General features: G+C 68.4%; 15 protein-coding genes. 7 read left to right on the top strand and 8 right to left on the bottom strand.

Going from position 1 to position 13,786, the window contains the following annotated elements; genetic code table 11:
* Positions 1-60 precede the first annotated feature (60 nt).
* Positions 61-1,269 (bottom strand): GGDEF domain-containing protein, encoded by a 1,209-nt coding sequence (locus HRV97_RS00665; RefSeq protein ID WP_174191783.1) that lies wholly within the window; start codon positions 1,267-1,269, stop codon positions 61-63.
* 129 nt (positions 1,270-1,398) lie between these two features.
* On the opposite strand from HRV97_RS00665, the gene glsA reads away from it, so the two are divergent.
* A complete protein-coding gene (glsA, locus tag HRV97_RS00660; protein WP_174191782.1) occupies positions 1,399-2,334 on the top strand; it encodes a glutaminase A in 936 nt (311 codons plus the stop codon).
* A gap of 19 nt (positions 2,335-2,353) precedes the next feature.
* On the opposite strand, the gene HRV97_RS00655 is transcribed toward glsA, so the two are convergent.
* From HRV97_RS00655 to HRV97_RS00640, 4 genes are read right to left on the bottom strand one after another with little or no spacing between them, the layout of a single operon-like run.
* Positions 2,354-2,908, bottom strand: coding sequence for a hypothetical protein (locus HRV97_RS00655; RefSeq protein WP_174191781.1), 555 nt, complete (start codon positions 2,906-2,908; stop codon positions 2,354-2,356).
* Positions 2,905-3,432, bottom strand: a complete 528-nt coding sequence (locus tag HRV97_RS00650; protein ID WP_174191780.1) for a hypothetical protein — start codon at positions 3,430-3,432, stop codon at positions 2,905-2,907. The genes HRV97_RS00655 and HRV97_RS00650 overlap by 4 nt, the downstream gene beginning before the upstream one ends.
* Positions 3,429-3,863, bottom strand: coding sequence for a globin domain-containing protein (locus HRV97_RS00645; protein WP_223176534.1), 435 nt, complete (start codon positions 3,861-3,863; stop codon positions 3,429-3,431). Before HRV97_RS00645 ends, HRV97_RS00650 begins: the two co-directional genes overlap by 4 nt.
* A gap of 55 nt (positions 3,864-3,918) precedes the next feature.
* Complete coding sequence (locus HRV97_RS00640) at positions 3,919-4,914, bottom strand: class I SAM-dependent methyltransferase (RefSeq protein WP_174191779.1); 996 nt, start codon at positions 4,912-4,914, stop codon at positions 3,919-3,921.
* Between the two features lie 120 nt (positions 4,915-5,034).
* Between HRV97_RS00640 and HRV97_RS00635 the strand changes: the two genes are divergently transcribed.
* Entirely contained in the window at positions 5,035-5,619 is a 585-nt protein-coding gene (locus tag HRV97_RS00635) for a TIGR02466 family protein (protein WP_174191778.1), read from the top strand.
* Between the two features lie 132 nt (positions 5,620-5,751).
* A complete protein-coding gene (gene ychF, locus HRV97_RS00630) occupies positions 5,752-6,852 on the top strand; it encodes a redox-regulated ATPase YchF (RefSeq protein WP_174191777.1) in 1,101 nt (366 codons plus the stop codon).
* Between the two features lie 317 nt (positions 6,853-7,169).
* Here ychF and HRV97_RS00625 read toward each other — a convergent pair whose 3' ends face one another.
* Positions 7,170-7,454 carry a hypothetical protein gene (locus HRV97_RS00625; RefSeq protein WP_174191776.1) on the bottom strand — a complete coding sequence of 95 codons (285 nt, stop codon included), beginning with the start codon at positions 7,452-7,454 and terminating at the stop codon, positions 7,170-7,172.
* 239 nt (positions 7,455-7,693) lie between these two features.
* Between HRV97_RS00625 and HRV97_RS00620 the strand changes: the two genes are divergently transcribed.
* The 4 genes from HRV97_RS00620 to HRV97_RS00605 all read left to right on the top strand — a co-directional run bounded on the left by HRV97_RS00620 (position 7,694) and on the right by HRV97_RS00605 (position 12,063).
* Complete coding sequence (locus HRV97_RS00620) at positions 7,694-7,954, top strand: hypothetical protein (RefSeq protein ID WP_174191775.1); 261 nt, start codon at positions 7,694-7,696, stop codon at positions 7,952-7,954.
* Positions 7,955-8,073: 119 nt separating this feature from the next.
* Positions 8,074-8,433: a hypothetical protein gene (locus HRV97_RS00615; RefSeq protein WP_174191774.1), complete on the top strand. Its 360-nt coding sequence runs from the start codon at positions 8,074-8,076 to the stop codon at positions 8,431-8,433.
* 461 nt (positions 8,434-8,894) lie between these two features.
* A complete protein-coding gene (locus tag HRV97_RS00610) occupies positions 8,895-10,376 on the top strand; it encodes a hypothetical protein (protein WP_246248472.1) in 1,482 nt (493 codons plus the stop codon).
* Between the two features lie 349 nt (positions 10,377-10,725).
* Positions 10,726-12,063 carry an alkaline phosphatase family protein gene (locus HRV97_RS00605; protein ID WP_174191773.1) on the top strand — a complete coding sequence of 446 codons (1,338 nt, stop codon included), beginning with the start codon at positions 10,726-10,728 and terminating at the stop codon, positions 12,061-12,063.
* A gap of 194 nt (positions 12,064-12,257) precedes the next feature.
* On the opposite strand, the gene HRV97_RS00600 is transcribed toward HRV97_RS00605, so the two are convergent.
* Entirely contained in the window at positions 12,258-12,923 is a 666-nt protein-coding gene (locus tag HRV97_RS00600) for a hypothetical protein (RefSeq protein ID WP_174191772.1), read from the bottom strand.
* A gap of 79 nt (positions 12,924-13,002) precedes the next feature.
* Positions 13,003-13,536, bottom strand: a complete 534-nt coding sequence (locus HRV97_RS00595) for an adenine phosphoribosyltransferase (protein WP_174191771.1) — start codon at positions 13,534-13,536, stop codon at positions 13,003-13,005.
* Positions 13,537-13,786: the final 250 nt, after the last annotated feature.

Raw genomic sequence — 13,786 nt, 5'->3', positions numbered from 1 at the left:
ATTCCGCGCGCGAAAGCAGCGGGATCCCGGATCAAGTCCGGGATGACGGAAGGTTAAGCCCTAGGCGACGAGCCGAGTGTTCGTGCGGGCACGCGCGGGTGCCTCGCTGCCTGCGCCATCGAACAAGGGCGAGGCGGCGATCAGGCGATTGCGGCCGAGCGCTTTCGCGACGTAGAGCGCGCGGTCGGCGGCGAACAGCATCGCGTCGAGATCGTCGCCGTCGGCGCCGTGCTGCGCCAGCCCGATGCTGACGGTGGCGCGAACCAGCACGCCGTCGCCGTGATCGGTCATGCCCGCGAGGCGCGCGATGATCGCCTCCCCCGCTATTTTGGCCGCTGTACGATCGGTGATGGGCAGCAGCGCGGCAAACTCCTCGCCGCCGAGCCGGGCGAGCAGTGCGCCCGACCCTGCGACGTCGCGGATCACTTGCGCGAACGAGCGCAGCACCTGGTCGCCCGCAGCGTGGCCGTGCTGGTCGTTGATCGCCTTGAAATGGTCGAGGTCGAAGGCGAGCAGCGTCGTCGCGTGCCCGGTGCCGGCGACGCGGAGCAGCCGCGCGCCATCCTCGAAGAAGCCTTGCCGGTTGGAGAGGCCGGTGAGGAAGTCGGTGCGCGACACCGCGAGCAGGTCGCGCTGCGCTTCCTCGCGCACCAACGTGACCAGCGTCATCGGCATGGCGACCGAGTAGAGCACGCCTTCGTACATCGTGATCTTCGACGCGAGCGCGAGCGTGTCGCCGCCGTAGCGCGCGACGAGCAGCGGCAGGAGCAGGACGCGCGCGGTGTAGAGCGCCGCGTGCATCGCCGACAGGCCGATCGCGACGGGGCGCGAGCGCAAGCCCAGCAGCACCCGGTTGCGGCGTAGCTCGAACGCGGTCAGAGCGCTCGCCACCACGATCGGAACGCCCGCGGCATAATGCCAGAACGCGACGCGCCAGCCGGTGTCCTCCAGCACCCAGCCGAGCGCCAGCGCGGCGACGAGCAGCAGCGAGGTGCGGACGTAATGGCGACGATCGAGCGCCGCGACGCCGTTCAACACCAAGAGGTATCCGCTGACGATGACCATGTTGCTGATCGCCCAGCCGCTGGTGCCGGGTAGCAGCGTGCGCGCGACCGCGATCCCGCACCCCAAGGCGAGCGTCGTCCAGCCGACCGCCCAGATGCGCAGCGGCGCTCGCCGGAAGCGACCAAAGCCTTCCCACAAGGTCAGCCCCGCGCTGACGAGCAAGGTGCCGATAATCAGCGTGTAGAGGGTGGCGAGATCAACCATCGGTTCGGCTGTGAAACCTACTAGCTGCAGGCGAAGGAGCCGTTAACGCGCGCGCACGCTTTCTTACAGATTCGGAGCGATCACGTCCGGGGTACGTTCGCTGCCGCACATGCGACGGGGACGAAAACCATGACTGATCTGACGGCGCTGCTGCGCGACATCGCGGACGAGATCACGCATCATGCCGCCAAGCTGGAGCGCGAGGCCGATGCCAAGGACCCCGATGCCGCGCCCGGACCGTTCGGCATCGCGGTGGTCGGGATCGACGGCACGGTCACCTGCGGCGGCGATACGGGCACGCGTTTTCCGATCCAGAGCATTTCCAAGGTGTTCGCGCTTGAGGTCGCATTGTGCGCGATCGGCGACCGCGTGTTCGAGCGTGTCGGGCGCGAGCCGTCGGGCGACCCGTTCAACTCGATCGTCGAGCTGGAGCGCAACGACGGCGTGCCGCGCAACCCGTTCGTCAACGCGGGCGCGCTGGTGACGGTCGACGTGGTCGGGGAACACCTGCCGGACGCGGGCGAGCACGGCGCGGTGGTGGACCTGATCGCGCATCAACTGGAGCGCGCCGAGGTGCCGCTCGATCAGGAAGTGCTGGAAAGCGAGGTGAGCGGCGGCGACCTCAACCGTGCGATGCTGAGTTTCATGAAGCATCACGGCAATCTGAACGGCGACCCCGATCTGGTGCTGCGGCGGTACGTGGAGCAATGCGCGGTGTCGCTCAACTGCGCCGAACTGGCGCGGGCGGGACGGTTTCTCGCGCGAACGAAGCTGTCGGGCGAGGAGACGGCAGACGCGCGCGCGATGCGGATGCGGCACCTGCTGGCGTTGATGATGACCTGCGGCCATTACGATGCCTCCGGCGACTTCGCGCTGCGTGTCGGACTGCCGGCGAAGAGCGGGGTCGGCGGCGGCATCCTGGCGATCGCGCCCGAGGTGGCAGCGATCGCGGTGTGGTCGCGCAACCTCGACCAGAACGGCAATTCGATCCAGGGCGTCCACGCGCTGGAGATGCTGGCGGCGCGCACCGGCTGGTCGGTGTTCGGCCCGCCGAAGGGTGCATGAGCGGGCCAGCGCTACGCGGTCAGCGCAGGCATTGTCCCAGTCGGGCGACGATCGGATCGTAGGTGGGCGATTGATTGCGCGGGTAGCTGAGAAAAAAGGCGAAGTCTCCCCCCTTGCGGATCACCCGCTGGTAGAAGGATCGTCCGTCGGGCAAGGTACCCGACAGCACCGCCCAGTCGGGCTTGATGACCTTGTAGGTAACGGTACGCCTGAAAGCGAAGCTGTTGGAGATCGTCTGCTGCGCGGTGACCGCCAGGCTGTCGTTGTATCGGTTCGCCAACCCTGAGATGCGTAACCGCGCGCCGCCGCGGCCGACGTAATCCTGCCCCCCGACGTTCAGCGACACGCCCACGGGTCGGAACAGATCGGCCGGATAGCAAGCCGAGTGGCCGAAGGTCGCGTTGCGCACCGCCTTCCACTGGTGTCGGTCCGGTACGGGCGCGGCAGCGATGGTGCCACAGACGGCAATCAAGAGACCTGCGAAAGACAGCGGTTGCCGGCGGGACGCGCCACAGAGGCGGGTAGCGGCGCTGCGCGTCTGCACGAATAGGCGTCGGAGCGCTTCGCTGCTCAAGCGCGCGGCGCGTAGAAGTGCGAGATCGTCAGCAATTGGTCGATCGCGCGCAGTTCGGCCTGCATGCGGGCGTGGAGCAGGTCGGCGGTGGCGAGCATGTCGGCACGGTAGCTCGCCCATTCGGCGCGGTCGAGGTAGCGCCAGCGCGCGTGATAGGAAGCGACCGTCTCGCCCAGGTGGAAACAATCGACCTTCATGGTGCGCGCGACGACCTTGGCGGAAGCGGAGCCGTGGCGAACGACGGGATCGAAGATGCGCGTGTGCTTGAAGCGCTGAAAATGCGCGAGGTCGGCGAACAATCGCTCGCGCTGCCGTGTGAGCAAGGCGATGCGGTGGGCGCGGTCCGCCGCGACCAGCGCGCGGGCGCGGCGCAGCATCGTCGTGGCGCGCGCGACATGCACGTGCGCCTCGGCCTGGAGCATCGCGCGCTCGGCTGCGGTACCGAGCGGATTGCCCGTCGGGTTGCCTGGCTGAGCGAGCGGGGGTGGCTCATCGTTGGGGCCGAGGCACGGCAGCGCGCTCATGCCGCTGCCTGGTGCGGCACGGCGCGCGCGGCGGCCGCGCGCATGTGGTCGGACAGGGTCGCATAGGCCGCCGCCCACGCCTCGCGCGTGTCGCCGTCGAAATTGGGGCCGAGCGTCTGTGCCAGCGCGTCGAGCAGCGCGGTGCCGACAATGGCGTAATGATGATCGCGCGCGCCGTAGCCGACGTGGCGCACCGCCAGCGCCTCCGCGGCGGGCAGGATCGTCTCGATCGCATCGAGCGCGTCGACCACCATCGCCAGCGTCAGGAACAGCTTGCGGCCCTGCTCGCCCATGTTGCCGCGAAACAGGCCGCGTGTCTCGGGCGCCAGGACGAACAATCGCGCGTAGAAGTCGGCGGCGACCGCATCGACGTGCGGCAAAGCGAGCGCGAAGCTGGCCTGGACAAGGCCGATCTGACGGGTGGCGATCATGGAGTTCGCCGTTTATCAGACAGTTACGACGAGAAGATTAACGCAGGTCGGGCGATCAATCGCGCAATTTCTGTGCCGCACGCGCCAGGGGCACGCGATCCTGGTAGAATTGGATCGCGTCGTGGAAGTCAGCGGGCGTATCCGTCTTGCGACCGTAGAAGAAGATCGCGGGCGCGGCGTCTAGCCCGCGGCGCACGTCGCAGAAGCGATCGAGCATGCGCAGCCACGCGAACGGGAATGCCGCGATCTGCCCCGCCTTCGTGGAGCGCAGCAATGCCTGGAACAGGTAACGAATCGCGAGCGCCGCCATCGTGCCGGGGCCGTTCGAGAAGCCGAGCGACAAGGGCGCACACTGGCGGAATAGCCAGCGCAGACCGGACGCGGTGTAGCGGCTGAAATCATACGCGCCCTCGCACACCGGCCACATGAACGAGACGTTGGCGAACAGCAGGCCGTTCGGCTTCAACACGCGCTGCATCTCCGCGGCGACCTTGGGCGCGTCGATCGTCACCTCCAGCACGCCCTGCACCCACACCGCGTCGACGCTGTTGTCGGCGAAGGGGATCGACAACGCGTCGCCGATGAAGGTCACCTGCGGCGAGGAATAGATGTCGAACGAGGCGACGCCGACGGTCTGCGACGCGTAAAGGTCATTCGCGCCGCTACCGATGATGCCGCCGCCGACGACGAGGATGACGGGGCGCTCGACACCCGATGCCTCGAGTTGCTTGACCACGTCGCGCGCGTAATGCGCGGCATAGTGGTTGCGGCCGTTCACGACGCGGCCGATCGTCTCGCGCCAGTCGGCACGCTCCACCACGCTCGCGCCGCCCGAGGCGAGCGTCGCCTCGCGGTCGAGCACGCTGGTGGGGAAGTCGACCAGCAGCGCCTGTCCGCCGACGCGGTCGAACCCGGTGTGGTGCGCACAATCCGGATTGGTGCAGGCGAGTGTCGCACGACCATCCGCGCCGGCCGGGCCGGAGCGCACCGCGCTGTTGCAGGCCGGGCAGGCGAGCAGATCGGCGATCGTGGCGGCGTCTTCGATCAGCATGCGAGCAGATCCCCCCGGACGTGCGGCAGATGGCGCCGCGGGCAATCCGCCGCGCCTAAGCGGTTATGGCCGCTCTGTCGACTGTTCCGCCTGTTGCACTTGGTTGCTAGGGTCGTCTTCATGACCAGCCGCGCGCTCTTTCCCACCCTGTTCTACGAAGCGTCGATCGATGACGGTGACCTGTTGGAAGAAATAGACGCGTCGTGTCGTGGCCTCGCGCAGGAGGATCGCGCCGGGCGGGTGTGGTCGAAGGAGCATGGCTATCGCGGTTATACCAGTTACGCCTCGCTCGCCGACCTGCCGCAGCGTGATCCTGTCTTCGCTGATCTTAAACGCGTGCTCGACCGGCATGTCGCGACGTTCGCGCGCGATCTGAAGTTCGATCTGGGCGGGCGCAAGCTCAAGCTCGACAGTTTGTGGGTCAACGTGATGAAGCCCGGCGGCACGCATTCGGGGCACCTCCACCCGCACAGCGTGGTGTCGGGCACCTTCTATGTCGCGGTGCCGGAAGGTTCGGGCGCATTGAAGCTGGAGGATCCGCGGCTCGCGATGCTGATGGCGGCGCCGACTAGGCCTGACACGTTCGTTTATGCCGAGCCACAGGTGGGAAGCCTGTTCCTGTGGGAAAGCTGGTTGCGGCACGAGGTGATGCCGAGCAGCGCGAAAGCTGAGCGGATCAGCGTGAGCTTCAACTATCGGTGGTGAAGCGCAGAGACGCTGAGGGTAAGCGGGGTCTTGGGTCGAGCCCAGGATGACGGTTAGGCGGGCACTGGCGAAATCCTGCCCGAGCGACTAGGTGCGCGCACAATCTACATCCCCACGAACTAGGAACAACGCATGGGTTTCCGCTGCGGCATCGTGGGCCTGCCCAACGTCGGCAAGTCCACCCTCTTCAACGCGCTGACCGAGACGGCCGCCGCGCAGGCCGCGAACTATCCGTTCTGCACGATCGAGCCGAACGTCGGCAACGTCGGCGTGCCCGATCCGCGGCTCAACCAACTGGCGGGAATCGCGAAATCGGCCAAGATCATCGAAACGCAGCTCGGTTTCGTCGACATCGCCGGGCTGGTGCGCGGCGCGTCGAAGGGTGAGGGTCTGGGCAACCAGTTCCTCGGCAACATCCGCGAGGTCGACGCGATCGTCCACGTGCTGCGCTGTTTCGAGAATGACGACATTCAGCACGTCGACAACCGCGTCGACCCGATCGCCGATGCCGAGACGGTCGAGACCGAGCTGATGCTGTCCGACCTCGACAGCCTGGAAAAGCGCGTGCCGAACCTCGCCAAGAAGGGCACGCAGGGCGACAAGGAGGCGAAGCTCGCCGCGGTCGTGCTGGGCCGCGCGCTCGATCTGCTGCGCGAGGGCCAGCCGGCGCGGTTGACGCAGGTGGCGGACGCGGAGGAAGCGCGCGTGCTGGAGCAGGCGCAGCTCCTGACCGCGAAGCCGGTGCTGTACGTGTGCAACGTCAACGAGGAGGACGCCGCGAACGGCAACGCTTACTCGCAGCGCGTGTTCGACAAGGCCGCGGCCGAAGGTGCGCAGGCGGTGGTCGTCTCCGCCGCGATCGAGGCCGAGATCGCGACGATGCCGGATGAGGACCGCGCGGAGTTCCTGTCCGAGCTGGGGCTGGAGGAAAGCGGGCTCGCGCGCGTGATCCGCGCGGGGTACAAATTGCTCAACCTGCTGACCTTCTTCACGGTCGGCCCAAAGGAAGCCCGCGCCTGGACCGTCGAGGCGGGGGCCAAGGCACCGCAGGCGGCGGGTGCGATCCACTCCGACTTCGAGCGCGGCTTCATCCGTGCCGAGACGACCGCGTTCGACGATTACGTCGCACTCGGTGGCGAAGCGGGTGCGCGCGACGCGGGCAAGCTGCGCCAAGAAGGCAAGGAATATGTCGTCCACGACGGGGACGTGATGCTGTTCCGCTTCAACGTGTGAGGCGCGCGCCTGCGGTCGCGGGCGGCGTGATGATGGCGGCGTTCGCGTGGGGCACGCCGACCCACGCGGGCGATTGATGGCGCTTCGGCTGATGGCCGTGTCGCCGCGGTCCGTTGGCGCTGCGAGCGTTTTGGAATGCCTTGCTGCTCGACTTAAGCGCGGTCGCGCTGCTCGCCCGCGGTGACCCACGGGCGGCGTTGGTGCTTGAGATGCGCGGGACGCACTCTCAGCGCTGTGCCGGTGCAGGCGGCGTTTTTCGGCTACCTGCTCAGCGCCACGTCGTTGACTGGCGCGCCCGCAGGCGCCGTTGAGGCGGATCAGCGCCGCGGTGCGTCGACGACGGGCTGGTTGAGCAGATCGCCATACGGCGCGGTCTTCGGGTCGCCCTTGTCGGAGCGCGGTTCGAGCCACTGCGGTTGCTTGCCGGGCGCGGGCGTTACCTGCATTACCGGGGTCTTAGGCGGCGGACCGGTCGGCGACGCCATCGGCGCCGGCGCGGCGCTGTTGCCGCCACTTTTCCCGCCGGCATCGGACGACTTGCCCTCCTCGCCCTTGCCGCAGGCGGCGAGTGGTATCAGCAGCGCGAGGAGGAGCAATCGCATGCGCGATAGAAAGCGCGAGCGTCGGCGGCGTTCCCGCACGGCTCGATCGCAGCGGAGCGCTGACTCCTGCGAGCCGGTGATGCTGGGCTAATAGGCATAGTTGCAAGCACCGCCGATGGTTGGCGCGTTCCGCCCGACACTGGCGCGTCGCGGGCGAGCACCAGCAACCGCATCGGTGTATTATGTAACTGGCACACTTCTCGCATCAGCGTCAGCGGCGCCTGGATGACGGCGCCGCTGTGGAGAAGATGATGACCCCGACGATGCGTCTCGCGGCCGCTGGCCTGACTCTCACCCTGAGCACCGCCGCTATTGCGGAGCCGGTGGTGCCGCGCGGTTATGCGGTCACCTATGAGGCCGGGACCGATCGTTATTGCATCCGGTTCTTCTCCGACACGTTGCTCGATCCGCGGCCGAACACTTCGGCACCCGATTGCCGGACGAAGGCCGATTGGGCGCGGCACAAGGTGTTCGTGCAGCACCGGCGCGGCGGCAAATAGGTCGGCGGTCGCTGCTTAAGCGCAGGCTGTGCCACGCCGCGGTTCGCGTCGCGCCGGACGTCGCCCGTGACACCGGCGACCGGATGGTCAGTGGACGCGTTTGGCGATAAGGAGGGATCGTGCTCCGTCGCCTGCTGCTCCTCCTCGCGCTGATCGTGGCGCTGCCCGCCACCGCGCGACCGGCCTGCCATGACGCGGGAGCGTCGTGTCAGGCTGAGCCTCAGGCACAGGCGGGCATGCACCACGCGACGGCGCCGCATCACACGAGCGGCCAGGTAAACAGCCACGCGGGTGGCGAGCAGCGCGGGTCGCATGCCGACGGGCACGACTGTCTGGGTTGCATCCCGCCCGACATGCTGCTGGGGGCACGGCTGGGCGGTGCGATACCGCCAGTTGTACGCGCGGCACCGGCGCGCGCCGTGCGGTTCGCACCGGGCGAAACGATCCGGCCAACACCGCCCCCTCCGAAAACGGCATAACCGCCGCGCCATCACGCGCGTCACGCGTTCCCGTTCTCGGAGTTCTTTTCATGTATCGCCCAATTCTGCTCGCCGCCTGTGCGGCGGGCGCGCTGCTGCCGTCGACGGTCGCGGCGCAGCACCACCACATGCCCATGCCTGCCGCCTCGCCGGATGCGGCCAAGCCCCGCCCCGCCCCGCCCCGGCGTGCGCGCGCCGCTGGGCCGAAAACCGCCAAGTCCCGCGCGCACCGCGTCGGGGCGGTGCAAGCTGCTCACACGAACGGTCGAGGCGCCCCGTCCGTTACCGCGCGCGCCCATGCCACGCATGGTGCGGGCTCCGATCATGCCGACATGAGTCATTCAGGCCACGCAGGCGCGCTTCAAGCCCGTGCGACACCGCGCAGCGACGCAGCATCGCTTCCCGCCGACCCGGCAACGGTGTCGCATGGAGCGCACGATGCCCACGGCGATCACGCCGACATGGATCATGCCCGTCCGCTGCCGGTACAGAACCAAGCCGCACCATCCGGTCAGGTGCCGACCGACCATTCGCAGCACGCAGCGATGCCCGGCATCGTGACCGATGCGGGCGGCGATCATGCAGGCATGAACCACGCGGGCCATGACATGCCGGCGCAGTCCGATCCGACGTCGGGGAAGCACGCCGCAATGGGTCACGCCGGCACGGCTCAAGGAATGGACCACGCCGGCATGAACCACCCCATGACCTTCACCGCAACGCTGGCGTGGCGGCAGGCGAGCGACGCCGCGCTCGCGCGCGCACCGGTGGGCGCGGCGATGTCGGGGATGACGATGGGGACCGCGAACGGTTGGTATTCGCCCGGCAGCGGCACCGCGCGGCTGCCCGCTGCGGAGGGCCCAATGCGCGGCGCGATGTTCTCGGCCGGCGAGTGGATGGTGATGGCGCACGGCTATGCCTGGGGCAGCGTCACCGACCAGGGGGGTCCTCGTGGGAGCGACATGGCGTTCGTGCAGTCGATGGCGATGCTGATGGGCGACCGCGACCTGGGCGATCGCTTCCACCTGCAGTTGCGCGCGATGAGCAGTCTCGAGCCCGCGATGGGGCAGCGCGGTTATCCCAATCTGTTCGCGACCGGCGAGACCGCGAACGGCGTGCCGCTGGTCGACCGGCAGCACCCGCACGACCTGTTCATGGAACTGGCGGCGCGCCTCGACTATCGGCTGGGCGGCGACGTCAATTTGTTCCTCTACGGCGGGCCGGTCGGCGAGCCGGCGCTGGGTCCGTCGGCGTTCATGCACCGCGGATCGGCACGTTATCAGCCACTGTCGCCGATCACGCACCATTGGTTCGATTCGACGCACATCACTTACGGCGTGGTGACCGCAGGGCTGTCCGCGCCCAAATTTCAGCTTGAAGGATCGTGGTTCAAGGGCCGCGAGCCCGACGAACGGCGCTGGAACCTTGATCCCATTCGCCTCGATTCATGGAGCGTGCGCGGCACCTGGACGCCGTCGCCGTTCCTGGCGGTGCAGGTCGGCCACGGCTGGCTGAAAGAACCTGAGGTGCAGCATCCAGGCGAGAACGAGAATCGCACCACCGCCAGCGTGCAATGGGCGCGAGGCGGCGTGTCGACCACCCTCGCCTGGTCGCGCAAGGACCGCCAGCCTGGCGACGTGCTGAACGGCTATCTCGCCGAGGCGACGTGGGAGATCACGCCCCGTCACGCGGTGTTCGGCCGGGTGGAGAATGTCACCAACGACGAGCTGTTTCCCGACCATGACGACCCGCTGCACGACCGGCGCTTTCGCGTGACCAAGGCGGAGGGCGGCTATGCCTACCGCCTGCCGATCGTCGGGCCGCTGGGCGTCGCGCTGGGGGGAACGGTGGCGGCTTATGCCAAGCCCGACGCGCTCGATGCGGCGTACGGCGACGCGCCGGTGAGTTGGACGCTGTTCGCGAAGCTCGCGGTTGGGCTGTAATGACGTGAGAGGCAAAGGCCTGAGTTGACCGCGAGGCGCGTAAGGGTTCATCTTGCTCTTGCGTGTCGGCGACACGCACTGCACCGCCTTTTGCGTCACCCCGGACTTGATCCGGGGCCTCACTTCTTTTCCGCTAGGGACAAGGCAGCGGGATCCCGGATCAGGTCCGGGTGACGGTGCTCGGGGATGGCGGACCGCCCGATACCGCGCTTTCGTGATGAGGACAGCGCGGACAAGTCCCCCGCCCCGTCCCTTGCAGCGAACAACGTAGGACGACGCCATGCCGGCGACCTCGCGCAGCCAGCATCGGGCGAGACAAGGCTCGCGTCCGCGACTAGAGCGATACGCGATGCTGCGCTCGGCCCTCCCGCTCGCCGCGCTCGCTGCCTTGGGCGCGTGCGCTTATCCCTACACGCCGCCGGCGCTGTCGCCGTTGACGCAGCCGGCGCCGCCCGCGAGCGGCGCGCCCTACACCACCCCCGCGGTCGCGCCCGCCGTGCAGGAAGCGCGCGCGCCGGTGACGATCCTGCTGTCGATCGACGGGTTCCGGCCCGATTATCTCGACCGCGGCGTGACGCCCAATCTGTCGCGGCTGGCGGCGAGCGGCGTGTCGGCGCGGATGCGGCCGAGCTTCCCGTCCAAGACCTTTCCCAATCATTGGACGATCGTCACCGGGCTGCGCCCCGATCGCCACGGCATCGTCGCCAATTCGTTCATCGACCCGGCGCGGCCGGGTGAAACCTTCACCATGGCGAGCGACGACCCGTTCTGGTGGAACGCGGCCGAACCGATCTGGGTGATCGCGGAGAAGGCGGGCATCCGCACCGCGACGATGTTCTGGCCCGGCGCCAACGTCGGTTGGGGCGGCACGCGTGTGGCGGGCGGGCACGGCGAGGTGACGGGCGGCACGCGACCGTCCGACTGGCAGCAATTCAACCAGGCGGTGACGGGCGAGCAGCGCGTGGCGGCGGTGCTCGACTGGATGCGCCGCCCCGCAGCGACGCGGCCGCGGCTGGTAACGCTGTATTTCGACGCGGTCGACAGCGCCGGGCACGCTTATGGCCCGGACGACGCGCGCACGACGCAGGCCGTGGCCCAGGTCGACCAGCGCGTCGGTGACCTGGTGGCGGGGCTCGCGGCACTGGGACAGCCCGCCAATCTGGTGATCGTCGCCGATCACGGCATGGCGGCGACCAGCAGCACGCGCGCGATCGCGCTCGACCGGATCGTGCCGCCCGCCGACGCGCAGGTGTTCGAGGCCGGACCGACCGCCAGCCTGTATCCGGCGCCGGGGCGCGAGGCGGCGGTCGCGGCGGCGCTGCTGCGCCCGCACCCGCACATGAAATGCTGGGCCAAGGCCGACGTGCCCGCGCGTCTGCATTACGGCGCGAACGTCCGCGTGCCGCCGTTCCTGTGCCTCGCCGACGATGGTCCGGGCGGTGCGTGGACGATCGAGAAGACGGCCCCGACGCGCGCGCGCGAGGGTGGAAGCCACGGCTACGACAATGACGCGCCCGACATGCGCGCCTTGTTCATCGCTACCGGGCCGGCGTTCGTGCGCGGCAAGCGGATCGGCGATTTCGATAATGTCGCGGTGGCACCGCTGCTGCGCGACCTATTGGGTCTGCCCGCCGGTGCGGGGTTGGACGGCGACGATCGGCCGTTTCGTGGTGTGCTGAGGCGGTAGCAGGCTGCTGACTAAGGCAGCCGCCCGGCTTGCCGCTCACGATTGAAGACAGCGCTCGAGTTGACTGATTGGAGGTTGAGCTTGTCTGGCGACTGCTCAACCACCGCGACCACGCCGGGGACGATCGTTACCGTTCTGCATGACCGAACGCCGATGAAGCAAAGCGGTTACCCACCGCTCCGCCTTGGCCGTTCTCAGCGCGGATTGGGTCCGCGCCCACCGCGGAAGCCACCACCGCCGCCGCGTCCGCGGAAGCCGTCGCCGCGACCGCCGGGCCGGAAGGCACCTTCGGGCCGCGGGGTGCGAACGCCCTCGGCGCGGTTCTGACGGCGCAGGTCGCGATAGTCTTGGCGCACGTCGCCGCGATACTCGCGCCGCGCGTCCCGACGGCCCTGCTGGAACTGGTCGCGCGTGATCGTGCCGTTGCGATAGGCTTGGCGATTGTCGCGCATGTCGCCGCGATAATCGCGCCGCTCGTTGCGCACGTCGCGGCGGAAATCGCCCCAGTTCTGCCGCACCTGCTGGTTGCCGCGTCGGCCTTCCCAATAGCGGCGCTGGCTGTCATTCCAGCGATACGGACGGCGATAGCGGTCGTAGACGAACGCGCCGGTGCCGGGATAATAATAATTGTTGTACCAGCCGAAGTAGCTCGGGGCAAAGCCACCGCCGAACCCGCCGCCGTAATAGGGATCGCCATAGTAGCCGACGCCGCCGTAGCCGCCGTCGTAATAACCATTGCCGTAATAGCCGCTGCCGACACCGACGTTGACGCCGCTATAGCCGTATCCGTCGGTGCACGCGCCCAGTCCGAGGCCGAGGCCGCCCAGGATCGCCACCAGACCCAATCGCTTGAAGATCATCTGCTCACTCCCGTACGCAGGATAGCGGCAGGTACGCGCCGCCGTTCATCGTAGAACGGAGGCGGGACATCGAAGTTCCTTAATGGCCCGGGAACGAAACCAGCGCGTCCACCTGGATGTCCTCGGCGCGCAGCGCGTCGGCGCCGCCCAGGTCGGGCAGGTCGACCAGGAACTGCGCCTGGGTCACGCTCGCGCCGGCCTTGCGCAGCAGGCGGACGGCAGCACGCGCCGTGCCACCGGTCGCGATCAGATCGTCGACCAGCAGCACGCGCGCGCCGGGCGCGCAGGCGTCGGCGTGGATCGCGATCCGGTCCTGCCCGTATTCGAGCGCGTAATCCTCCGCGATCGTCGCGCCCGGCAGCTTGCCGTCCTTGCGGATCAGCAACACGCCCGCGTTCAGCGGCACCGCCAGTGCAGCGGCGAACAGGAACCCGCGCGCCTCGATCCCTGCAACCAGGTCGACCGGGCTGTGCGTGGCGGCGACCATCCGCTCGACCGCCGTGGCGACGCCGGTCGGCGAGAGCAGCAGCGTCGTGATGTCGCGGAACTGGATGTCGGGTTTGGGGAAGTTCGGGATGGTGCGGATCAGCGCCTTGAGGTCGTCATTTGCCATGCGCGCGCTTGTCGGCGGTGCGGCGGGTGGGTGCAAGGGGTAGCGGGGTCGAACGGATACGGAAGGTAACGGACCTTCTCCCGTTCCTGACAACCGAGGGGTCAGGGGTGGGTTGGCCTACACGGAGCGCTTCGTGCCCAGGCGGCCTAACCCCCAGCCCTTGCCTTGTCAGGGAGGGGAGCGGTTGCGCGTTCGGGTGGGTTCCGGACGTGAATTGACCTTACCCGGCCCCTTCTCGTCACCCCGGCCT

Origin of the sequence: Sphingomonas hominis (genome assembly GCF_013328205.1) — a bacterium.
Taxonomy (GTDB): domain Bacteria; phylum Pseudomonadota; class Alphaproteobacteria; order Sphingomonadales; family Sphingomonadaceae; genus Sphingomonas; species Sphingomonas hominis.
This window is presented reverse-complemented; position numbering and strand designations above follow the sequence as displayed.

Bases quoted from the DNA above. Each gene is read 5' to 3' on its own strand.
- HRV97_RS00650 (WP_174191780.1), bottom strand. From the start codon at position 3,432: ATGAGCGCGCTGCCGTGCCTCGGCCCCAACGATGAGCCACCCCCGCTC.
- HRV97_RS00635 (WP_174191778.1), top strand. From the start codon at position 5,035: ATGACCAGCCGCGCGCTCTTTCCCACCCTGTTCTACGAAGCGTCGATC.
- HRV97_RS00665 (WP_174191783.1), bottom strand. From the start codon at position 1,269: ATGGTTGATCTCGCCACCCTCTACACGCTGATTATCGGCACCTTGCTC.
- HRV97_RS00605 (WP_174191773.1), top strand. From the start codon at position 10,726: ATGCTGCGCTCGGCCCTCCCGCTCGCCGCGCTCGCTGCCTTGGGCGCG.
- glsA (WP_174191782.1), top strand. From the start codon at position 1,399: ATGACTGATCTGACGGCGCTGCTGCGCGACATCGCGGACGAGATCACG.
- HRV97_RS00640 (WP_174191779.1), bottom strand. From the start codon at position 4,914: ATGCTGATCGAAGACGCCGCCACGATCGCCGATCTGCTCGCCTGCCCG.
- HRV97_RS00625 (WP_174191776.1), bottom strand. From the start codon at position 7,454: ATGCGATTGCTCCTCCTCGCGCTGCTGATACCACTCGCCGCCTGCGGC.
- HRV97_RS00645 (WP_223176534.1), bottom strand. From the start codon at position 3,863: ATGATCGCCACCCGTCAGATCGGCCTTGTCCAGGCCAGCTTCGCGCTC.
- ychF (WP_174191777.1), top strand. From the start codon at position 5,752: ATGGGTTTCCGCTGCGGCATCGTGGGCCTGCCCAACGTCGGCAAGTCC.
- HRV97_RS00610 (WP_246248472.1), top strand. From the start codon at position 8,895: ATGGATCATGCCCGTCCGCTGCCGGTACAGAACCAAGCCGCACCATCC.
- HRV97_RS00600 (WP_174191772.1), bottom strand. From the start codon at position 12,923: ATGATCTTCAAGCGATTGGGTCTGGTGGCGATCCTGGGCGGCCTCGGC.
- HRV97_RS00595 (WP_174191771.1), bottom strand. From the start codon at position 13,536: ATGGCAAATGACGACCTCAAGGCGCTGATCCGCACCATCCCGAACTTC.